This is a genomic window from Methylobacterium pseudosasicola (assembly GCF_900114535.1).
GTDB classification, from domain to species: Bacteria; Pseudomonadota; Alphaproteobacteria; order Rhizobiales; family Beijerinckiaceae; genus Methylobacterium; species Methylobacterium pseudosasicola.
In genome coordinates, this window is the sequence record NZ_FOTK01000001.1 from 358220 (window position 1) to 378005 (window position 19786).

At 69.2% G+C, this 19786-nt stretch carries 19 protein-coding genes; 6 read left to right on the top strand and 13 right to left on the bottom strand.

What is annotated here, in order from left to right:
- Positions 1-435: 435 nt before the first annotated feature.
- The 10 genes from BM228_RS01770 to croR all read right to left on the bottom strand — a co-directional run bounded on the left by BM228_RS01770 (position 436) and on the right by croR (position 10833).
- Positions 436-1965 (bottom strand): phytoene desaturase family protein, encoded by a 1530-nt coding sequence (locus BM228_RS01770; RefSeq protein WP_092036562.1) that lies wholly within the window; start codon positions 1963-1965, stop codon positions 436-438.
- 103 nt (positions 1966-2068) lie between these two features.
- Complete coding sequence (locus BM228_RS01775) at positions 2069-2911, bottom strand: type 1 glutamine amidotransferase (protein ID WP_092036564.1); 843 nt, start codon at positions 2909-2911, stop codon at positions 2069-2071.
- A 132-nt stretch (positions 2912-3043) separates the two neighbouring features.
- Entirely contained in the window at positions 3044-3613 is a 570-nt protein-coding gene (locus BM228_RS01780) for an RloB domain-containing protein (protein WP_092036566.1), read from the bottom strand.
- The gene (locus tag BM228_RS01785; protein ID WP_092036568.1) at positions 3610-4821 is read right to left on the bottom strand and encodes an AAA family ATPase; all 1212 of its coding nucleotides are present in this window, start codon (positions 4819-4821) and stop codon (positions 3610-3612) included. Before BM228_RS01785 ends, BM228_RS01780 begins: the two co-directional genes overlap by 4 nt.
- A gap of 97 nt (positions 4822-4918) precedes the next feature.
- The gene (locus BM228_RS01790) at positions 4919-6127 is read right to left on the bottom strand and encodes an ABC transporter permease (protein ID WP_092036570.1); all 1209 of its coding nucleotides are present in this window, start codon (positions 6125-6127) and stop codon (positions 4919-4921) included.
- Positions 6124-7104, bottom strand: coding sequence for an ABC transporter ATP-binding protein (locus BM228_RS01795; RefSeq protein WP_092036572.1), 981 nt, complete (start codon positions 7102-7104; stop codon positions 6124-6126). Before BM228_RS01795 ends, BM228_RS01790 begins: the two co-directional genes overlap by 4 nt.
- A 4-nt stretch (positions 7105-7108) precedes the next feature.
- Positions 7109-7501 carry a DUF2141 domain-containing protein gene (locus tag BM228_RS01800; protein ID WP_092036768.1) on the bottom strand — a complete coding sequence of 131 codons (393 nt, stop codon included), beginning with the start codon at positions 7499-7501 and terminating at the stop codon, positions 7109-7111.
- A 50-nt stretch (positions 7502-7551) separates the two neighbouring features.
- Positions 7552-9141, bottom strand: coding sequence for a phytoene desaturase family protein (crtI, locus tag BM228_RS01805; RefSeq protein ID WP_092036574.1), 1590 nt, complete (start codon positions 9139-9141; stop codon positions 7552-7554).
- Between the two features lie 386 nt (positions 9142-9527).
- Positions 9528-10295 carry a TrmH family RNA methyltransferase gene (locus tag BM228_RS01810; RefSeq protein ID WP_092036770.1) on the bottom strand — a complete coding sequence of 256 codons (768 nt, stop codon included), beginning with the start codon at positions 10293-10295 and terminating at the stop codon, positions 9528-9530.
- A 64-nt stretch (positions 10296-10359) separates the two neighbouring features.
- Positions 10360-10833 (bottom strand): 3-hydroxybutyryl-CoA dehydratase, encoded by a 474-nt coding sequence (croR, locus tag BM228_RS01815; RefSeq protein ID WP_092036576.1) that lies wholly within the window; start codon positions 10831-10833, stop codon positions 10360-10362.
- Here croR and BM228_RS01820 point away from each other — a divergent pair.
- The 3 genes from BM228_RS01820 to BM228_RS01830 are packed head-to-tail and all read left to right on the top strand — an operon-like array spanning position 10832 to position 12499.
- Entirely contained in the window at positions 10832-11035 is a 204-nt protein-coding gene (locus tag BM228_RS01820) for a hypothetical protein (protein ID WP_092036578.1), read from the top strand. The genes croR and BM228_RS01820 overlap by 2 nt on opposite strands.
- Positions 11013-11630, top strand: a complete 618-nt coding sequence (locus tag BM228_RS01825; RefSeq protein WP_092036580.1) for a cation efflux transmembrane domain-containing protein — start codon at positions 11013-11015, stop codon at positions 11628-11630. Before BM228_RS01820 ends, BM228_RS01825 begins: the two co-directional genes overlap by 23 nt.
- 8 nt (positions 11631-11638) lie before the next feature.
- Positions 11639-12499 (top strand): metallophosphoesterase, encoded by an 861-nt coding sequence (locus BM228_RS01830; RefSeq protein ID WP_092036582.1) that lies wholly within the window; start codon positions 11639-11641, stop codon positions 12497-12499.
- A 164-nt stretch (positions 12500-12663) separates the two neighbouring features.
- Here BM228_RS01830 and BM228_RS01835 read toward each other — a convergent pair whose 3' ends face one another.
- Positions 12664-14349, bottom strand: a complete 1686-nt coding sequence (locus BM228_RS01835; RefSeq protein WP_092036583.1) for a methyl-accepting chemotaxis protein — start codon at positions 14347-14349, stop codon at positions 12664-12666.
- A gap of 235 nt (positions 14350-14584) precedes the next feature.
- Here BM228_RS01835 and BM228_RS01840 point away from each other — a divergent pair, with 235 nt between their 5' ends.
- Both BM228_RS01840 and BM228_RS01845 read left to right on the top strand, forming a co-directional pair.
- Positions 14585-16246 carry a Na+/H+ antiporter gene (locus tag BM228_RS01840; RefSeq protein WP_092036585.1) on the top strand — a complete coding sequence of 554 codons (1662 nt, stop codon included), beginning with the start codon at positions 14585-14587 and terminating at the stop codon, positions 16244-16246.
- A gap of 151 nt (positions 16247-16397) precedes the next feature.
- The gene (locus tag BM228_RS01845; RefSeq protein WP_092036587.1) at positions 16398-17279 is read left to right on the top strand and encodes a transporter; all 882 of its coding nucleotides are present in this window, start codon (positions 16398-16400) and stop codon (positions 17277-17279) included.
- Positions 17280-17291: 12 nt separating this feature from the next.
- Here the strand turns inward: BM228_RS01845 and BM228_RS01850 are convergent, their stop codons facing one another.
- Together BM228_RS01850 and BM228_RS01855 are read right to left on the bottom strand one after the other, a co-directional pair.
- Positions 17292-17615, bottom strand: coding sequence for a TM2 domain-containing protein (locus tag BM228_RS01850; RefSeq protein ID WP_092036589.1), 324 nt, complete (start codon positions 17613-17615; stop codon positions 17292-17294).
- 98 nt (positions 17616-17713) lie between these two features.
- Positions 17714-19159: a homospermidine synthase gene (locus BM228_RS01855; protein ID WP_092036591.1), complete on the bottom strand. Its 1446-nt coding sequence runs from the start codon at positions 19157-19159 to the stop codon at positions 17714-17716.
- 384 nt (positions 19160-19543) lie between these two features.
- Here BM228_RS01855 and BM228_RS34450 point away from each other — a divergent pair, with 384 nt between their 5' ends.
- Positions 19544-19720 (top strand): hypothetical protein, encoded by a 177-nt coding sequence (locus tag BM228_RS34450; RefSeq protein ID WP_167367631.1) that lies wholly within the window; start codon positions 19544-19546, stop codon positions 19718-19720.
- The last annotated feature ends 66 nt before the right edge of the window (positions 19721-19786 follow it).

Below are 19786 nucleotides of genomic sequence, written 5' to 3' on the forward strand. Positions count from 1 at the left end.
CGCGGGTTTCCCCTCCCGTGCGGGTGAGCGGGGTCAAGGAAGGACGCCTGGATCCTCCTGGGCTGAATGAGAAGTCTCCCCAAGCCAGACGCAGGCCCTCCTTCCCCCCTCTGCGGGTTAGCGGATTCACACTTCGCATTCGGCAGTGAACGCCTGAAACGCCACGGCCTTTCCCCTCCCCCTTGCGGGGAGGGGAAAGGGGTGGGGGTGGTGCAGGAGGCGCCACTGCGCCTCTTCCGGAACCACCCCCACCTCCAACTCCTCCCCGCAAGGGGGAGGAGAGCGCGTCACGCGTTACACAGGCCGATGTGTGAACGTCGTAGCCTCCGCGGGGGAGGGAGCCGCGCCTGAGCACAGCCTTTGTTTTAATCCGGCAGCGATCAGTGAGCTCCGCAGCCTCCCCCGCAGAGGGGGGAGGGGATGGCGGGGTGGAACTCACGCCGAGGCGCGCAGCGTTCCGCGCGCGTCCTGGTCGTGTGCGTCGGCGGCGATCCAGCCGGACATCATCACCATCGGCATGCCGGGGCCGGGATGGGCGGCGCCGCCAGCGAGGTAGAGGCCGCGCACCTGCCGCGAGCGGTTGCCGGGCTTGAACGCGCCCATCACCCGTCCGTGCGAAGCCAGGCCGTAGATCGCGCCGTTGAGCACCCGGTAGCGCTCGTGGATGTCCTGCGGGGTCAGGTGGCGCTCGACGACGATGCGCTCCTCCAGGTCGGGCATGCCGGCGGTGCGCTTGAGCTTGTCCAGGATGGTCCGGCGGTAGTTCTGGAACAGAGGGCCATCCGGGCGCCAATCGTGGTGCGGGCGCAGGTAGGGCGTGTGAACCAAGACGTAGAGGGCCTCGCCGCCCTCCGGCGCCACGCTCGGGTCGGTGGAGGAGGGGGCCGCGAGATAGGCGGTCGGGTCCGGGGCCGGCTCGCCCTTGTTGTAGATGAAATCGAACTCCTCCTCGGGGTCCCGGGAGAAGACGAAATCGTGGTGGTTCAGGTGCTCGTAGCGCTTGTTCAGGCCGAGATAGAGCACCACGCCGGAGCAGGCCGGCTCGGGGTTCTTCTTCTCATAGGCCTTGCCGGCGGCGCCGCCGACGAGTTCGCGATAGGTGCGGACCGAATCCATGTTGGAGATCACCGCGTCAAAGGGCGTCACGCCCTCGGCGGTGCGCACGCCCCGGACCGCGCCGCCCACGGTCTCGATGCCGGTCACCTCGGTGTCGGTCTTGCAGGTGGCGCCGAGTTCCTGGGCGAGCTTGGCCAAGCCCTCGGCCACCGCGCGGGTGCCGCCCATCGGGTACCAGACGCCGTCGGCCATCTGCATGTGGGCGATGGCGCAGAGCACGGCCGGCGCGCCGTAGGGCGAGGAGCCGACATATTGCACGAAGTGGTCGAGCATCTGCGCGAGCCGCGCATCCTTGACCTTGCCGCGGATGGTCGAGGCCACCGAGGCGTGCATGCGCAGGGACAGCACGTCGCGCAGGGTGCCCGGGTTCATGTTCGCCCGGATGTTGATCGTGTCGAACAGGTCCTCAACCGGCTTCCAGAAGAAGAATTTTTCAGAAACGCCGTGCAGATGCTCCGAGATGGAGAGGAATTTTTTGTAGCCGTCGCCGCTGCCGGGGGCGAAGCGATCCATGTCGCCGGCCATGCGCGCGACATCCTGCATCAGGTCGATGCGGCTGCCGTCGTCGAAGAAGCAGCGCCATTGCGGGTCGAGACGGCGCAGATCCATGTAGTCGTGGACCGAGCGGCCGGCCTCGGAAAAGATCCGCTCCAGCACCCGGGGCACCGTCAGGATGGTCGGGCCCATGTCGAAGCGGAAGCCGCCCTCGTGGAGCACCGCCGCCTTGCCACCGAGCCAGCCGTTCTTGTCGTAGACGGTGACGCGGTGGCCCCGCGCGGCGGCGACGCAGGCGGCCGCGAGTCCGCCGAGCCCGCTGCCGATCACGGCGACCGTCGAATCCTGGCTCATCCTGATAGGTCGCTCCCCGGGCCCGTCACAGCGTGGCCCGCGTCTCGAAGCTAGACGCGAGACCCCGTGGGTCAACGCGCCACCCGGTCGCGGGACCGGCCGTTCAGGCCCTGTCTGTGGACAGCTGGGCCAGGAAGTTACCGATCTCCCGGCGGCGCTGGTCGGCTTCGAGCACGTCCGGGCCGAGGCCGTGGCGCCAGGCGAGGCGGCGCGCGGCCTCGGGATCATCGCCCTGGAGGCTTGCGATCTCGTCGGCATAGGCCGCCACCGCGTCCAGATCCTCGGCGAGGCCGGCCTCGACGATCGCGGTATCGCAGAGGCGCAGCATCGCGCCGACTTCCTCAAGATCGAGTTCCGGGTGGTACTGCGTGCCCCAGAACCAGCCGGCCCCGTGCCGGATTTCGATGGCCTGGACGCCGAGCACCCGATTGCCCGCCAGGACCCGCGCCCCCGGAGGCGGCTCAAGCACCGCGTCCGAGTGGATCGCCGGTGCGTCCCAGACCGCCGGGCGGCCGGCCAGCAGCGGATGGGTCCGGCCTTCCTGGGTCGGGGTGATCGCCCGGGCGAAGCCGTATTCCGGCCCGCGCGGATTCTCCGCGGCATGGCCGCCGGCGACGGTGGCCGCGACTTGGACGCCCCAGCAGGATCCGAACACGGCGAGTCCCACCTCCAGGGCGCTCCGCATCAGGTCGAGCTGGCGGGTCACCGCCGGCGTGCCCTCGGAGACCTTCAGGGTCGAGCCCGTGAAGATCAGCCCGTCGAAGTCCGACAGATCCTGCGGCAGGGCCGCGTCGGCATCGGCCGGATTGAGGAAGCGGCAGGCGGTCTCGGGGGCGAGGTCGTGGACCACCACGGCGTAGGATTCGGCCGAGGTCCGGCCCGTGGCCGCGACGTGCCGTTCGCGGGCCGCCCGATCGTTGCCGTCGGCGATGAGCAGGCGGAGCATGGATGTCTCACAGTGTGGGGCGCGGACCCTGCCCGATCGGCCGGCCCGTGTCCGGGTACGGCTGGTCGCAGGCGCGGCGCGGATCGTCGCGGCTGGGCAAAATGGCCCGCGCGCAGGGCAGCACCGGCTCGATCAGAGATCAGGAAATTCAATCTCCGCTAGAAAGGCTCGCAATTCCGAGTCCTGCAAGGCTGCCCGCGCCACATCGGCGACGCCGATCAGTGACGCAAGGCGCGCCGCCGGCAGGCCTTTCCGATAGGCCGGCCAATGCCTGCGAAGCTCGGCTTCCGCTTGGCGAGCATCGCTCGGCCGCAATGCTTCACAACCCAAAATATGGCGCAGCAAAAGGGCCTCGTGGCACGGGGTCTGCCAAATGATGCGGATGTCGTGGTCGCGAGCCAGGTTCCTGAGCCGGACATCGCGCTCGGCAACGGCTCCGCGTGTATCGCTGTCGATGAGGACCGCCCGAACGGCATACGGGCCGTTTCGCGCTGAGCGTTGTTCGAGCACTGCGACGGCCCGTTCGACGAGCGCCAGCGGATCTCCCGCGCCCGGCTGCAGCACGGCCGTGTCGAGGTGGATGCGTTTATGTCGATCTTCCGTCAGGCGCGCGAGCAGCGCGCCGTAGCTCTGTTCGCTCTCACCTTCACAGCCCAGAAAGACGCGGCGGCGGAGCGGAATGCGGGGGCGCCGCGACCTCATCCGATTTGTGGGACCGCCCCGAAGGCACCGCCAAGATATTTTTTGTAATAATTGTCATTGCGGCGAACAGATTGAACGTCTCGCAATCCGTAGACGCTTGAAAGGCCTCGACTGTCTTTTTCGACGAAATAGACTTCTTCCTTGGTCAGGTCTTCGAGCACGGACGCGTTGTGGCAGCTCATCCAGAGCTGGGCATTCTTGGGGTTGCGTAGGGGATCGTGAAACCAGCGCACGATTTCAGGGAGGATCAAGGGGTGGATCGCTGCGTCGAGTTCATCGAGGACAGCTAAACCGCCTCGATCGAGGGCCGAGGCAATGTAGGGGAAAATTTTCAGAAACTGACGTGTTCCGTGGCTCTGGTTCGACAACGGCATCGGCAAAGCCAGCCCATGATGCGTAAAACTGGCCTCCGGTCCGCGATCTCCGGGATTGAGACTGAACGATTCGATGCCCAGATCGATGCGCTCGATTTCTCGATTGGCTCTCGCGAGCCAGTGCGGATTCTTGGCGAACAAGCCGATCATGGCACCCTCTGCCAGATCGATCTTCTCGATCAGAATGTTGCAATTGACTTCGTTAGCCAAGCTCCAGATCGCTTTGGAGTAGGGGTGATCAAGCTGTGCCAAGGTGGCGATGACGCTGGCGTTCGGGCGCAAAATCTTCTCAAGGGGCTGTTTGTAGCCAGTCAATCCGAAAGCCTTGCCGGTGATGACATCCCCGTTCGGCGAGCGCTCGAACAATCTGATACGTCTCGCCGACCAAGATGGCCGGTAGGAAAGGCGCTCGCTGACGACCCGCGTCTCGCTCCCTGCTTTGATCGCCAATTCGTAGGTGTATCCGCACTGGGCGGCTTCCGGATCGTCGATGCGCGTTATGTCTTCGACGCCGCCAATCTCGATGGCCAGATAGGTCGGCTCATCGAGCATCTCGGGATCGTTGAACGGATAGAGCGGCATGCGCGTATCGCGGGGGGCCGAGAAGCTGTCCCGGACGAACCAAGCGATGAAGGCGAGCGCCTTGAGGACGTTCGACTTGCCGGATGCGTTCGCACCGAACAAGGCGACGACTTTGGGTGCGGTCTCAGACGCACCCGCCCAGATCGGTGCCAGACGGCCACCCGCGTCGGCACTTGATGCACTGCTGCGCAGGTCGATGACCTGCCGATCGCGGAGCGAGTAGAAATTCGCGATCTCGAGTCGATACAGCATCGCATCCTATGATCCTTCAGCACGCATTTTGCGCGCCTGAAAGGCCGTATTCAACGAAATTCTGTCGTGTTGCTTCGCTCGGGTGTCGCGGGCGGGTTCAAACTGTGCGCCGGGCCACCAGGCCGAGCGCCAAGCTCAGCCCGCACAGGGTCAGCACGCCCATCACCGCGAAGGCCGGGGCCGCGGAGCCGAACCCTTCGCCCAGCGCGTTCTGATAGGCCTCGATCGCCCAGGCGTTGGGCGTGAGCCAGCCCGCCTGCTGCAGCCAGGGGGGCATCAGGAAGCGCGGCACCATCGAGCCGCCCACCGCGGAGAGCAGCAGCACCCCGAAGGTCGAGGCGAGATGGGCCTGCTGGCGGGATGCCGCCAGCGCGCAGGCGGCGAGCGCCAGGCCCGCGGCCATGGCCGAGACCAGCAGGCAGGCGGTGAGGAAGGCCGGCCAGTGCGGGCCGATCTCGACGCCGTAGAGAAGCCCCGCGGCCAAAAAGATCAGGCCGGCCTGGACCATGCCTTGAAGGGTCAGGAAGCCGAACTTCCCGAGCACCACCACCGGCAGGCCGCCGGGGCCGGCCATCAGGCGCTCAGCGATGCCGGTCTCCCGCTCTTCCACCAGCGACAATGCGCCCTGCATGGCAGCGAACAGCAGGAACACCGCAGTGATCGCGCCGGCGTAGTAGCTGACCCTGGCGTTGCCGGTGCCGGCGGCGGTACTTTGGCGCTCGACCAGGGAGGCAAAGCTGAACGGCTCCTTCTTGGCCCGCTGCTCGGCGAAGGCCTCGTCGAGGAAGCGCCGCTCGTCCGGGCCGATCTTGCCGGTGCGCTCCACGTCGGCGACGATGCGGGAGAGCACCACGTCGGGCAAAGCCTCGTTCAGCACGCGCTGGAGCTGGCCCAGGGCGATCGGCGTGGCGAGCGCCTTGGCGGGGTTCTCGACCAGCACCACCGGCTGGTCCGCGGGGCCGGGTGCGGCGTCCGAGGGCGCGGCGATCAGGTCGCCCCGGAGCGCCAGGGCGACGTCGACCGCGCCCGAGCGCACGGCTTGGGTCACGTCCGCCAGATTGGCCGCCGGCAGGCGGGTGACGCGTAAGGACGGGTCGGCCACGAGGGCGTCGGCGAGGCGCTGGGTGGCCGCCGTCCGGGCGAAGTCGGCAAGGCCGAGATGGATGCGGATCCGGTCCCCGGTCGCCCCAGAAAAGATCGCTGCGAAGATGACGAAGATCACGGTCGGCAGCACGAACGCCATCACCAGGGCGGCGCGGTCGCGCAGCAGGCTCAGCGCCATCACCCGGAACGCGGCGCCGATCATCCGGCCGCTCCCGCCCGGCGCGGCTCGGAGGCCCCACGGTCCGCAACCTCCCGGGGCCGGATCGCGTCGAGGTACAGCGTCTCCAGACGCGGGGCGCGAACCCGCACCTCCGCCACCGGCACGCCCTGCGCCCGCAGGGACCCGAGCAGCGCCGCGCCGTCGAGGCCGGAGCGCTCCACCGAGCGCCAGGTGAGGCCGTCCGGATCGGCCGGCGCGAAGCCGGCCCGGCGCAGCACCGCCTCGGCAGTCCCGTCCGCCGGAACGGTTAGGCTCAGCTCGCGCTCGGGCGCGCCGACCCGCAGCTGCGCCAGCAGATCGGCGAGGCGCCCTTCGCGCACGATCCGCCCCTGCGCCAGGAACGCGACCCGGGAAGCCAGGCGCTCGGCCTCGGCGAAATCGTGGGTGGCGATCAGGATCGCGGTGCCCGCCGCCTTCAACCGGTCCAGGACCGCGTGGATCGCCGCCCTTGCGGCGAGGTCGACGCCGCTCGTCGGCTCGTCGAGCAGGACGAGGCGCGGCCGGTTCATCAGGCTCGCCGCAATGTTGACCCGCCGCCGGTAGCCGCCGGAGAGGATCCCGACCGGGCGCTGCGCCACATCGGCGATGTCGGCCATCTCCAGGGCTGCCGCGACGGCCGCGCGCCGGTCGCGCCAGGCCACGCCGGCGAGCTGGCCGAAGATCCCGAGATTTTCCGCCACGGTGAGGCGCGGATAGAGGGCGATCTCCTGGGGCACCCAGCCGATGCTTCGGCGGGCGCGGCCCTCCCGGAACGGGTCGGCGCCGGCCACCCGCACCGTCCCTGCGCTGGGTGCCAGGCGGCCCGCCACCAGGCGCATCAGCGAGGATTTGCCGGCCCCGTTCGGCCCGAGCAGCGCCAGGGTCTCGGCGGCGTCGAGATCGAGATCGATCTGTTCCAGCACCCGCCGCCCGCGCAGGTCGAGATCGACGACCGCGATCCGTACGAGGGGATCGCTCACCCCGTCACCGCCGCGGCAGGGCGCGGGCGAGGCGCACCCGCACAGAGACGCCGGGCTCCTGCAACGCGAAGACCGCATCGGAGAAGTCCGGCCGCGCCCGGCGCGCGACGGCGCCGGAGAAGCCGTAGGGTTCGAGCGGCAGGCCGAGCCCGGTGCGGTCGAGCTGGCCGTTGCCGTTCGTGTCCTGGAAGGCCGCCACCGCGTAGGGGCCCGGAGACAGATCGCGGAACGTGAACAGGGCCCGGCCGCCGGAGGCCGTCGCCGCGTCGCCCCGGGTGCAGAACGGCTCGGACAGGCCGCCCTGGCAAAGGGCCACCCGGACCGGGCCGCCGCCGGGCTCGATCCCGTCGACCTCGACCTGGAGGCTCGCGGCCGCCGCCGGCAGGGCCGGAAGCATCGCGACGGTGCAGAGACCGGCGGTGAGCGCCGCCCGGCCCGGCGCGCCGATCACGAGGCCTCGCCGGAGGTCGCCAGCGGCGCCGTGTCGGGGATGCCGGCCTGGGACGCGGCGCGGGCGCCGGCCAGCTCCTCGATCAGCAGCCGGGCTGAGATGCGCGCCCCCTCGTAGATCACCGGCAGACCCGAGCCCGGATGGGTGCCGCCGCCCACGATGTAGAGCCCCGGCCCGAACCGGTTGTGCGGCCGGAAATACAGCATCTGCATCAGGTCGTGGGCGAGGTTGAAGGTGGCGCCCTCGTGGACCGCGAAATCCTCCTCCCATTGGGTCGGGTCGATGATTCGCTCGTAGCGGATGCGGGATTCGAGATCCTCCAGGCCCAGACGCTTCAGGCGCTCCAGGATCAGGGCGCGGTAGCTCGTGCGGGTTGCCGCCCAGTCGATCCCGGCCTTGAGGTTCGGCACCGGCACCAGGACGTAGAGGGCGGTGTGCCCGGCCGGCGCCATGCCGCCGTCGGTATAGCCGGCATGCTGGACGTAGAGGGAGGGCTGCATCGGCAGCGTCCCCTCGGTGATCTCCCGGATGTTGCGCTCGTAGCCGTCGGCCAGGAGGATCGTGTGGTGCCCGAGGCTGTCGGGCACTTTCCCCTCGACCCCGAGATACAGCATGAAGGTCGAGCAGGAGAGCCGGGCCTTCTTGATCTTGGCGTCGCGCCAGCGTGGCCGGTGCCGCTCCGGCACGAGGGCGCGCATCACCTTAGCGAAGTCGCCGTTGATCAGAACCGCGTCGGCGTTGAAGGTCTCGCCGTCGGCCACGACGCCGCTGGCGCGCTTCCCGTCGAACAGCACCCGCTCGACATTGGCGTTGAGCCGGATGTCGACGCCCATGCGCCCGGCCAGGCCGGCCATCGCCTCGGAGACCGCGCCGCAGCCGCCCACCGGGTGATAGACCCCGTGCTCGTATTCCAGGAACGACAGGATCGTGAACAGGCTCGGGCACCGGAACGGCGACATGCCCAAATATTTGGTCTGGAACGAGAAGGCGAGGCGCACGCGCGGATCGGCGAAGTAGCGCTTCAGGTCGCGGTCGACGCTGCGGCCGGGATGCAGGTGGGGCAGGGCGGCGAGCATCGCAGGGCTCGCCATGCTGCGCAGGGTGTGGAAAGCCTGCTGCAGGATCGGCTTAAAGTAATCGAGCTTGGTCCGGTTCTCGGTGAAGAACGCCTGGACGTTCTTGGCGTCGTCCGGCGCCAGGCGGGCTATCTCCGTCTCCATCCGGGCGATGTCGCCGGTGGCGCGGATCGTGCCGGTGATGCCGTCCTCGCCTTCGAAGACCAGGTGGTATTGCGGATCGAGTCGCTCGAGCTTGACGTGGTCCTCCAGCCGCTCGCCGCAACTCGTGAAGATGTCGGCCAGGATCTGCGGGTAGAGGAAGAAGGTCGGGCCGATGTCGAACTTGTAGCCGCCCGGCGCCGACACGGTCTTGGTCCGGCCGCCGACCTGGGCGTCCTTCTCGAACAAGGTCACGTGGATCCCGGCGCGAGCCAGCAGCAGGGCCGAAGCCAGGCCGCCGGGACCGGCGCCGACCACGGCCACCCGGCGACCGGTCAACGCCCGCAAACCATCCCCAGACTGAAGCAACGCCGTCGACTCCCCTCGCAACCCCCAACCTCTATCGGCCAAGCTAGCCTCGCAACGCCCCACGACAATTGCAGCCGTTTGTCGCGCGTTCGGTGCCGGACGAAAAGGGATGGGCTCCAGCTCTTTCAAGGTGTTTGGCATAGCGATTCGGGCGAGACGCTACGCGCTCTCCTCCCCCTTGCGGGGAGGAGTTGGAGGTGGGGGTGGCTCAGACGGCACCGCTGCGCCCGATCCGGCACCACCCCCACCCCTGACCCCTCCCCGCAAGGGGGAGGGGAAAGCGCCCAGTTTTCAAAGTGTTGGCATGAGTGGGAGACGTGTGAAGCTGCTCGGCAAAACGTCCCGATCGCAACCCAATTAAACACCTCGAAAGGGCTGGTATGGGTTCAAACCGCCGAAACGAGCCGGCCCTGGCCGCGGGCGATCGTCTGGAGAGCGATCCCCGCCGCAGTCGCCACGTTGAGCGAATCGAAGCCTGGGGCCATCGGAATCCGAACCGGGCGGGCTCGACTGAGCGTGGTCGCATCGAGGCCCGGCCCCTCGGTCCCGAGGATCAGCAGCACCCGTGCCGGCACCGCGAGAGCGTCGAGGGATTCGGCCGCACCTGGGGTGAGCGCCAGGGCTTCGAGGTCGAGGGCTTCGGCCAGGGCCAGCCAGTCCTGCTCAGGCGCGAGCCGGGCGAAGGGCTGGATCAGCGCGGCGCCGGCCGAGACCCGGATGCTCTTTCGGTAGAGCGGGTCGCAGCTCGCGGCGTCGAGCAGCACCGCGTCGGCCCCGAAGGCCGCGGCGTTGCGGAAGGCCGCGCCGACATTGTCGTGGTTGGTCAGGCCCGCGAGCCCGAGCACCAGCGCGGGGGCGGGGGCCGGCGGCACCAGGGCGGCGGGATCGGGCTCCGGCCCGCGCAGCCCCACGGCCAGGACCCCGCGGTGGATCGGGAAGCCCGTCACCGCGCTCATCACCGGCTTGGCGGCAAGATAGACCGGCGGCGGCTCAGCAGAGGCGGCCACGTCCGGGGCGAGGCCCGGCCAGCGCTCCGGGGCGAGCAGGATCGACTCTGACCGGAACCGGGCGCGGGCGCCGAGCAGCAGCCGCAGGGTGACCTCGCCCTCCACGATGAAGCGCCCGGCGCGTCCGACGAGGTCGCGCTCACGCATCTTCGTGTAGGGTTCGAGGCGCGGGTCGTCCGGGTCCGCGATCGTCTCCGCGGCCTCGTCCACGTCAGCCCTGCTGACGCTCGGTGCGGATCGCGAGCGGGTCGGCCTCGGCCTTGGTCGGCACCTTCACCAGCGCCTCGCCGTCGAGGACGGTCTCGCCGGCCACGGAGCAGCGGCAGGCGAGGCGCGCCCGGCGCCGCTCCGGCATCAGTTCGGCGACCGTGACCGTGACGTCGACGATGTCGCCGATGCGCACCGGCGCGCGGAAGTTGAGGGTCTGCGAGATGTAGACCGCCCCCGGGCCCGGCAGGCGGGTGCCGAGCACCGCCGAGATCAGTCCGGCCGTGTACAGGCCGTGGGCGATGCGGGTGCCGAACGGCGTGCGTGCGGCGAAGTGCTCGGACAGGTGGATCGGGTTGCGGTCGCCGGTGATCTCGGCGAACCCGACCACGTCGGAGGACGCGATGGTCTTCGAGAGGGTTTCCGACAACCCGACCTCGAGATCCTCGAAATAGAGCACGCGCAATTCGGGCAGCATGGCTCGGCAGACCTCCGGTTCCGGCCGGTCGCTTCTCTGGCGCAGCCGGCTCGACAAGACCGGTTCGCACGATCGCGCCGCCGAATCCACCCGGACAAAGGCGTATGAGTTCTGGAACTTTCTTGAGGCGCGGACAGGGTTTTCTCAACAGGCGCTCGACAGGGGCGCCGCACTCGGCGATGACGCGTTCCGTGACCGCTGACCCTGCCGCCCGGCGCGAGCCGCCCGCCCTGCGCCCGGTCGTCGCCCGCGTGGCGGCGCTCAACCTCGGCTATTTCGGCGTCGAGATCGCGGTGGCGCTCGCCATCGGCTCGGTGGCGCTCATCGCCGACAGCCTCGACTTTCTGGAAGACGCGGCGATCAACCTGCTGATCTTCGCCGGCCTGTCCTGGAGCGCGCGCAATCGGGCCCGGCTCGGCACCGCCATGGCGTTCATCCTGCTGGTGCCGGCGCTCGCGACCGCCTACGCGGCCTACGACAAGTTTGCCGACTTCGTGCCTCCGGCGGCCCTGCCGCTGACGCTGACCGGCCTCGGGGCTCTGGCGGTGAACCTGACCTGCGCGCTGATGCTGGCCCGGCACCGGTCCGGCTCGGGCAGCCTGACCCGGGCGGCCTATCTCTCGGCCCGCAACGACGCCTACGCCAATCTGGCGATCATCGCGGCCGGGCTGGTCACCGCCCTTTATCCCAGCCCCTGGCCGGACCTGATCGCGGCGGGCGGCATCGCGCTGCTCAACGCCGATTCTGCCGCCGACATCTTCCGGGCCGCCGCGGCCGAGCGCCGGGCCGCGAAATAGGCAGATCCATGCGCATCTTCCCGATCTCCGACCTGCACCTGGAACGGCGGCGGCTCGACCTGATCGCGCTGCCCGAGGAGCCATTCGACCTGCTCGCCTGCCCCGGGGACCTCTACGAGGGGCATCCCGAGCGGGGATTGGCTGCCCTGGTGCATCTGGCGCAGGGCAAGCCGATCGTGCTGGTGCCGGGCAACCACGAGCGCTACGCGCCCACGGGCGACACGCGCAATACTCCTGAGCTGCTGGCGGCACTGGAGGCGGAGGTCGTCCGGGTGAATGCGCTCGGCGCGCGCATCCACCTCCTCCAGGGCGCACAGGCCTGCGTGATCGATGGCGTGCGCTTCGTCGGCACCACCCTGTGGAGCGACTGGCACCTCGCCGGGCGCTGGCTCGCCGCCGATGCGCCCGACCGCCCGGAGGATCCGGTGGCCTATGCCGCCGCACGCATGACCGATCCGGTCACCGGCTCGCGCGAATATCTCGGCTCGATCCGCAAACAGGATGGCAGTCCGTGGCAGCCCGCGGACGCCATGGCGGCCCATGCGGCCGAGCGCGCGGCGCTGCACGAGACGCTCCGCGTGCCCCATGACGGACCGACCATGGTGGTGACCCATCACCCGGCAAGCCCCCTGGCGGCCGATCGCTACCGGGACCAGCCCGGCGTGCCCTGGTGGGTGCCGGCCTTCTACGCCAGCACCGCGCTGGACGACCTGCCCGATAATGAGCGGCCGGAGCTCTGGATCTCGGGCCATTTCCACGCCGGCCACGATCTGCGGATCGGCCGCTGCCGCTGGGTGTCGAACCCGGTCGAGGGGCAGAGTTACCGGGCGGATTTTTGTGTGACGGTCGGGGCGGAGGGCAAGGTTTAAGGTGTCCTCCGTCATTTCGGGCTCGCCTGCGGCGCCCCGGAATGACGGCGTTGTTTATCGATCTGCCACCTGCATCGCAGGTACCATGGAAATAGTTCGGTCAATCTGGGCCTGACCGGCGAACATCTGTCGCCGATCGGACCCACGCGATTGCTCCAAAAAAATCAGGCGGCGCGGACGGTGGCGAGGAAGTTCCGCACCTCTGCCGACAGATGCTCGGACTGGCGCGACAGGGCGGAGGCCGCGGACAGGACCTGGGACGCCGCGGCGCCGGTCTCGTCGGCGGCCCCGGCCACGCCGGCGATGTTCGTCGTCACCTCGGCGGTGCCGCTCGCGGCCTGTCCGACGTTGCGCACGATCTCCTGGGTCGCCGCCTGCTGCTGCTCGACGGAGGCCGCGATCGCGGTGGCGACGCTGCTGATCTCCTGGATCCGGGCTGTGATTCCGCCGATCGCCGCCACGGCCTGGCCGGTCGAGCCCCGGACCTGCGCGATCTGTCCGGAGATCTCCTGCGTGGCCTTGGCGGTCTGCTCGGCGAGCGCCTTCACCTCGGAGGCGACCACGGCAAAACCCTTGCCGGCGTCTCCGGCGCGGGCGGCCTCGATGGTCGCGTTCAGGGCAAGCAGGTTGGTCTGCCCGGCGATGGTCGAGATCAGCCCGACCACGTCGCCGATTCGTCCGACCACCGTGTTCAGCTCCTGCACCAGCGCCCCGGTCTGATCGGCCTCGGACACGGCCATCCGGGCCAGCTGCGCCGAGCCATCGACCTGCCGTCCGATCTCCTGGACCGACGAGCCGAGCTCTTCCGCGGCGGCCGCCACGGTGTTGACGTTGGACACCGCCTCCTCGGCCGCGGCCGCGACCGTGGTCGACTGGCTGGCGGTCTGAGCGGCGGTGGCGTTCATCGTCTGGGCGGTGGATTGAAGCTCCGTGGCCGAGGCCGAAACCTGGCCGATGATGCCGCCGACCGCCGCCTCGAAGCTGTCCGCCATCTGGCGCATGCCGGCCTTGCGCTGCGCCTCCGCTTCCAGCCGCGCCTGCGCGGTCTCCGTCTCCAGGCGCCGGGTCTGGATCATGGTGTCCTTGAAGATCTGGACGGCCCCCGCCATCGCGCCGACCTCGTCGCGCCGCCCGACGGCGGGAATTTCGGTCGCGGTGTCGCCCGATGCGAGCTGATGCATGGCCGCGGTCATGCGTCCGAGCGGGCGGCTGATCTCCAGGACCAGCATCACGACGGCGCCGATCGCCAGGATCGCGGCCAGCGCCAGGAAGCCCGTCATCTGCCGGTGGGCGTGGTCATAAGCGTCCTGCGCCTCCGCGCCGCTGGCCGCCGCCGCCGCACTCTCGCGGTCCGACATCGCGACGAGGGTCGCGATGGTCGTCCGGATCGTATCCGACATCGTGGTGTTGTATTGTTCCTGGGCGCCGGTGAGGTCGCCGCGCTCGGCCCGCGCGAATCCGTCGGTCTGCTGGTCCAGATACGTGGCCCATTGCCGTTCGAAGGTCTTGTAGAGCTCGCGGGCCGCGTCGGTCTCCAGGAGGCTCGCGTAGCTGGCCTGATAGGTCCGCAGTTCGGCGAGGCGCCGCTGGATCGAGTCGAAGGCGTCTTTTCTCTGCTCGGGCGACTTCGCCGTCAGAGCACGGCTGCCGTTGACGCGGATCCGTAAGGTCACGACCTGGATGCCGGTGAGGGCCTGCGCGGCCGGCAGGCGGCTGGCGCGCATATCCGTGGCGACACGATTGATCGTTTCAATGTGGTAGTAGGACAGCGCGGCCAGGCTGCAGATCAGAGCAAGCATAACCGAAAAACAGATGATCAGCTTGCCTTTGATTGACATAAAGTCGAGCATTATATTTCCGAGGTAGATCTACACGGGCGCTCTCTGCGCTCTTCAAATGCTATATAATGATTTCTAAAACTTCGGATTAATCGATCGGCGCTGTTTGGATCGATCGCCCATACGGCACCGTCGATCGCCGGCATCCCGCAGCCCGGCAGATGCTACAAGGCCCGATCCCGGCCATCCGCGCATCACCCGGTCGACGCCTCCCGAGGGGAAGTCGGCCCTCGTTCGAAAGACACGCATGGAAAGCGTCACCGTCGTCCTGGCCCTGTTGCTGTCCGTGCTGGTGAGCGGCGCGCTGGGCCGGCTGGTCCCGCTGCCGCTGCCCTTGATCCAGATCGCGATCGGCGTGGCCCTGGCGCTGGGGCCGTTGCCCAGCACGGCCCTCGATCCCGAGATCTTCTTCCTCGTCTTCCTGCCGCCGCTCCTGTTCCTCGACGGCTGGCGCATCCCGAAGCGCGACCTGTTCCGCAACGGACGGACAGTCCTGGCCCTCGCCCTGGGACTGGTGGCGCTGACCGTGCTGGGGATCGGCATGCTGATCCACGCCATGATCCCGGGCATCCCGCTGGCGGTCGCCTTCGCGCTCGCGGCCGTCCTGTCCCCGACCGACCCGATCGCGGTCTCGTCGGTGGCCGCGCAGGCCCCAGTGCCGCGGCGGCTGATGCACATCCTCGAAGGCGAGGCCCTGCTGAACGACGCCACCGGCCTCGTCTGCCTGCGCTTCGCCATCGCGGCGGCGCTCACCGGGACCTTCTCGCTGTCGGAGGCCGCGACCACCTTCGTCTGGCTGGCGCTCGGCGGCCTCGGCATCGGCGCCGCCACGACCTTCCTGTTGATGGGTGCGCAGGACCTCCTGCGGCGGCGGACCGGCGAGGATCCGGGCCTGCAGATCCTGTTCAGCCTGCTCACGCCGTTCGGCGCGTATCTCGCCGCCGAGCATGTCCACGCGTCGGGGATCCTGGCCGCGGTCGCGGCCGGCATCGCCATGACCTACGTGGAGATCCAGGGGCGCAGCCTCGGCACCACCCGGGTCCGCCGCACCGCCGTGTGGGACACGGTGGCGCTGGCCGCCAACGGCTCGATCTTCGTCCTGCTCGGCGAGCAGCTGCCCGAGGTCCTCGGCCACGCGGTCAAGCAGGCCGACGTGCAGGGCGCCGGCTGGCTCGTGGCCTGGGTGCTCGCCATCACGGCGGGCCTGATGGCGATCCGCTTCGCCTGGGTCTGGGTCTCGCTCTACTTCGTCCTCGTGAAGGCGCATCGCCGTGGCGAGCGGCGCGAGGGCCTGACTTGGCGGCTCGTAGCCGCCACGACGCTCGCCGGCGTGAAGGGCGCGATCACCCTGGCCGGCATCCTGACCCTGCCGCTCACCTTGAAGGACGGCACGCCGTTCCCGGCCCGGGATCTCGCGATCCTGCTGGCGATGGGGGTGATCCTGACCTCGCTGCTGCTGGCCAGCACGGTCCTGCCGCCGCTGCTCCGGGGCCTGCGCCTGCCGGCCGATTCGAGCCACGACGCTGAGGAGGATTCCGCCCGCGCCGCCGCGCGCCACGACGCCGTGACGGCGATCGAGGCGCTGCAACATCGCCTGGTCGAGGAGCAGGAGGACGCCTCCGTCGCGGTGGAGGCCGGCGCCCGGGCCATGGACCGTTACGAAGGCCTGGAGGCGCCGACGGCGGTGTCCCGGGAGGGCGGCGGCCGCGCCCGGCAGCTGGCCGTAACGGAAAAGCGCCTGCGGCTCGCCGGGATCGAGGCCGAGCGCCAGGCGCTCTATCGCCTGCGCCGCTCGCGGGCCATCGACGACGTGGTCCTGCGCCAGCTCGTCCGCGAGGTCGACCTGGTCGAGGCGCGGCTGCTGGCCTGGAATCCCGCCGGGCGGGATCTGCCGACGCCGCGCAGTTGAGGTGCGGGCGGATTAGTCCCAACGAGCCGGCCCAGAATGTCGAGCGCGTGTCGTTCCGCACAGCTTGGCCGTAAAGCCGGGATGAGCGCGGTTCGACCGAGCGTCCTTCCCTGATCGGCCCCGAATTCTGGGGCTCTGGCTCGGGGTTGTGATGACGGGATTTGGCCTGGGATTACGCGGGGTCGCGTCGGCTGCACTTGCCATTTACGGTTCTGGCGTTGCAACCTCTGCTCATGCTGCTTCCGCGGCCCAGCCGGGCCAGACCATCGGCCTGCCGGTGGGCGCGCAGCTTCCGGTCGGCCTGTACTTCGTGAACCTGTCGAGCTTCGGCACGCGCAGCGCGCGGCCGGGCGACACGTCGACGAACGTCAACCTGCCGACTTTCGCATGGGCGACGCCCTGGGCCATCGCGGGCGGGCGCCTTCAGTTCTTCGTCACCCAGCCGGTGGTGGCCGCGACCCTCCAGGGGGCGCCCTACCAGAGCGGCATCGGCCAGCCGCTGCTCGCCGCCCAGCTAGCCTGGGATCTCGGCCACGATGTCGGCGTCAGCTACTTATTCGGCGGCTACCTGCCGATCGAGACGCGCTTCCTGACCCAATCCGCCTCGCTGACCCACCGCTTCGCGATCAGCTACACCGGCCAGGATTGGAACCTGACCGCGAACCTGCTCCACGGGATCTTCTTGGAGACGCGCTCGCCCTTCGGCACCCTCTACCCGGACTACCTGAACCTGGATCTCACGGCGGCGAAGAAGTTCGGGAAGTGGCAGGTCGGCGCCGTCGCGTTCGGGTCCACCGATCTGCCGACCGGGGTGTCCAGCTATCTGCCGCAGGGCCAGATCGCGGTGGGCGGCCTGGTCGGGTACAATTTCGGGCCGGTGAACCTGCAGGCCTACCTCACCCGGGACGTGGTCCAGCGCAATTACCGCGGCCGCGAGACCCGCGGCTGGCTGCGGGTGATCGTGCCGCTCTACCAGGATAAGGACGAGGTCGAGCCGAACCGCACCCTGGTGACGCGCCGGCAGGCCGAATAGCCGGGCCGGGGCTCAAACCGCAGCGGGTGAGGCCAGGGCCGCGCCACCGGCGGGGAGGGTCGGTCCAAGTTCCTGCGTCAGGCGTGCGCGCAGGCTGGCCTGCTTCGCGCGCACCAGCCCGGGAATCAGGAACAGGTCGATGACGAGCCAGATGAGCCCGACGGCAATGCAGTTGAGCAAGATCTGAAGGATCGCAGTGCCGGTCCGGCCGAGATAGAACCGGTGGGCCGAGAAAAAGCCCAAGAAGAACCAGAGCACGTAGGCCAGGACGACGCTCGGTCCTTCGTTGGCGACGCGCTGCTCGATCAGGATCTTCTCTTGGGTCGTCGCTGTCATCTGTCGTGCTCCCCCCTCAAGTCACGGCTAAGCTTGAGACAGGGGGCGCCCGAAAGCAAGGCCGGGCCGGCAGACAGGATCCGCCGGCCCGGGAGACCTCAGCCGTGCACCAGCACGTTGCGGAACTGCCAGGGATCGCTGGTGTCGATGTCCTCCGGGAACAGGCCCGGACGGTCGGTGAGCGGGGTCCAGTCGGTGTAGACGCCCACGACCGGGCCGAGATACGGGGTCTGGACCTCCAGGCAGCGGCGGAAATCCATCTCGTCGGCCTCGACGATGCCGGCCTCCGGGTTCTCCAGGGCCCAGACCATGCCGGCGAGCACCGCCGAGGTCACCTGCAGGCCGGTGGCGTTCTGGTAGGGGGCGATCCGCCTTGTCTCCTCAATGGAGAGCTGCGAGCCGTACCAGTAGGCGTTCTTGGCGTGGCCGTAGACCAGCACGCCGAGCTCGTCGATGCCGTCGACGATCTCGTTCTCGTTGAGGATGTGGTGCTGCTCCTGCACCTTGGCGGCGTTGCCGAACATCTCGTGGAGCGAGAGCACGGCGTCGTTGGCCGGGTGGTAGGCGTAGTGACAGGTCGGGCGGAAGACGGCCTGATCGCCCTCGCGCACCGTGTAGTAGTCGGCGATCGAGATTGCCTCGTTGTGGGTCACGAGGAAGCCGAACTGCGCGCCGGCGGTGGGCACCCAGGTGCGCACGCGGGTGTCGGCGCCCGGCTGCAGCAGGTAGATCGCGCAGCGCGAGCCCTTCTCCTGCTCGCGGGCATTGGCGGGCTTCCAGGTCTCGTGCGTGCCCCAGCCGAGCTCGGCCGGCTGATTGCCCTCGGAGACGAAGCCCTCCACCGACCAGGTGTTGACGAACACGCCCTGGGGCTTGGGGTTCTTGGCGCGCTGGGTGTCGCGCTCGGCGATGTGCACGCCCTTCACGCCCAGGGTCTTCATCAGGGCGGCCCACTCCTCGCGGGACTTGGGCTCGGGCGTGGTGACGCCGGTATCCTTGGCGATGTTCAGGAGCGCCTGCTTGACGAACCACGAGACCATGCCGGGATTGGCGCCGCAGCAGGAGACCGCCGTGGTGCCGCCGGGCTTCTGGGCGCGGGCGTCGAGAATGTCCTGGCGCAGTGCGTAGTTGGTGCGGTCGCCCTGGCCCCGGCTCTTGTCGAAGTAGAAGCCCGGCCAGGGCTCGGCCACGGTGTCGATGTAGAGGGCGCCGAGCTCGCGGCACAGCTCCAAGATCGCCCGCGACGAGGTATCGACCGACAGGTTCACGCAGAAGCCCTGGCCGCCGCCCTCGGTGAGGAGGGGCGTGAGCACCGCGCGCAGGTTCTCCGGGGTCAGCGCCACCTTCTCGAAGCGCAGGCCGTGCTTCTCGGCGAGCGCCCGGTGGGTGTCGACCGGGTCGATCACGGTGAAGCGGGCGCGATCGTACTCGAAGTGCCGTTCGATGAGCGGCAGGGTGCCGCGTCCGATCGAGCCGAAGCCGATCATCACGATGGGACCGCTGATGCGGCCATGGATCGGGTGACGGGACGGCTGTTCGGTCATGAAAAAATCCTTGTCTGGCGGACGCCTGAGGTCCGCTCTTTAGCTCGCGAGCGGGTTATGGCGCGCGTGTGACAGTGGGGCGACAGGCGTGATGCGCGGCCTGCGCCGGCGCGTACGTCGAATCCGGTCGTCGGAAAGCCGCTCAATGGCGGCTCACCCGCCGACGGTCAACTGCGCTGCACCATAGACGGTTAAGGCGCCGTTGAGGATCGGCGCGCGTCAGTATGTTCGCAGCGCATGTGGCCTGCGCGCAAAGGCGAGTGGTGAGCAGTGTTCGCATGGCTCATATTGCGGTGCAGCAAAGGTCCCGCAGAACGATCGACTTCCAAAATCGTCACCCTCGGGGCCGAGGAAACGTCCGGGATCCTGATCTTCGGAGTCGTCATGCTCGCTTTCATCGCCACCCGCATCCCCGGCCCGGTCGCCGAGACCGCCGACCGCGATCCCGGCATCCTCACCCTCGTGTTCACCCTGGCCCGCGCCGTCCGCACCGGGGCCGAGGCCGCGTTCGCGCGCCGCTGTGCCCTCGCCGAGGCTGCTGGCGGACCGAACCCGCTCTGAAACCCCACGACGGGGTGGACCGGCATCGGCCGGCGATTGCCTCACCCCGGCTGGGACGTTAGGCGG

Excerpts from the sequence above, each read along its gene's own strand:
- BM228_RS01855 (WP_092036591.1), bottom strand. The coding sequence starts at position 19,159 with ATGACCGAACAGCCGTCCCGTCACCCGATCCATGGCCGCATCAGCGGT.
- BM228_RS01810 (WP_092036770.1), bottom strand. The coding sequence starts at position 10,295 with ATGCGTGAGCGCGACCTCGTCGGACGCGCCGGGCGCTTCATCGTGGAG.
- BM228_RS34450 (WP_167367631.1), top strand. The coding sequence starts at position 19,544 with ATGCTCGCTTTCATCGCCACCCGCATCCCCGGCCCGGTCGCCGAGACC.
- BM228_RS01790 (WP_092036570.1), bottom strand. The coding sequence starts at position 6,127 with ATGATCGGCGCCGCGTTCCGGGTGATGGCGCTGAGCCTGCTGCGCGAC.
- BM228_RS01820 (WP_092036578.1), top strand. The coding sequence starts at position 10,832 with ATGGCTCGGCAGACCTCCGGTTCCGGCCGGTCGCTTCTCTGGCGCAGC.
- BM228_RS01845 (WP_092036587.1), top strand. The coding sequence starts at position 16,398 with ATGACGGGATTTGGCCTGGGATTACGCGGGGTCGCGTCGGCTGCACTT.
- BM228_RS01800 (WP_092036768.1), bottom strand. The coding sequence starts at position 7,501 with ATGCTTCCGGCCCTGCCGGCGGCGGCCGCGAGCCTCCAGGTCGAGGTC.
- BM228_RS01770 (WP_092036562.1), bottom strand. The coding sequence starts at position 1,965 with ATGAGCCAGGATTCGACGGTCGCCGTGATCGGCAGCGGGCTCGGCGGA.
- BM228_RS01775 (WP_092036564.1), bottom strand. The coding sequence starts at position 2,911 with ATGCTCCGCCTGCTCATCGCCGACGGCAACGATCGGGCGGCCCGCGAA.
- croR (WP_092036576.1), bottom strand. The coding sequence starts at position 10,833 with ATGCTGCCCGAATTGCGCGTGCTCTATTTCGAGGATCTCGAGGTCGGG.
- BM228_RS01835 (WP_092036583.1), bottom strand. The coding sequence starts at position 14,349 with ATGCTCGACTTTATGTCAATCAAAGGCAAGCTGATCATCTGTTTTTCG.
- BM228_RS01830 (WP_092036582.1), top strand. The coding sequence starts at position 11,639 with ATGCGCATCTTCCCGATCTCCGACCTGCACCTGGAACGGCGGCGGCTC.
- BM228_RS01785 (WP_092036568.1), bottom strand. The coding sequence starts at position 4,821 with ATGCTGTATCGACTCGAGATCGCGAATTTCTACTCGCTCCGCGATCGG.
- BM228_RS01840 (WP_092036585.1), top strand. The coding sequence starts at position 14,585 with ATGGAAAGCGTCACCGTCGTCCTGGCCCTGTTGCTGTCCGTGCTGGTG.
- BM228_RS01825 (WP_092036580.1), top strand. The coding sequence starts at position 11,013 with ATGACGCGTTCCGTGACCGCTGACCCTGCCGCCCGGCGCGAGCCGCCC.
- BM228_RS01850 (WP_092036589.1), bottom strand. The coding sequence starts at position 17,615 with ATGACAGCGACGACCCAAGAGAAGATCCTGATCGAGCAGCGCGTCGCC.
- BM228_RS01780 (WP_092036566.1), bottom strand. The coding sequence starts at position 3,613 with ATGAGGTCGCGGCGCCCCCGCATTCCGCTCCGCCGCCGCGTCTTTCTG.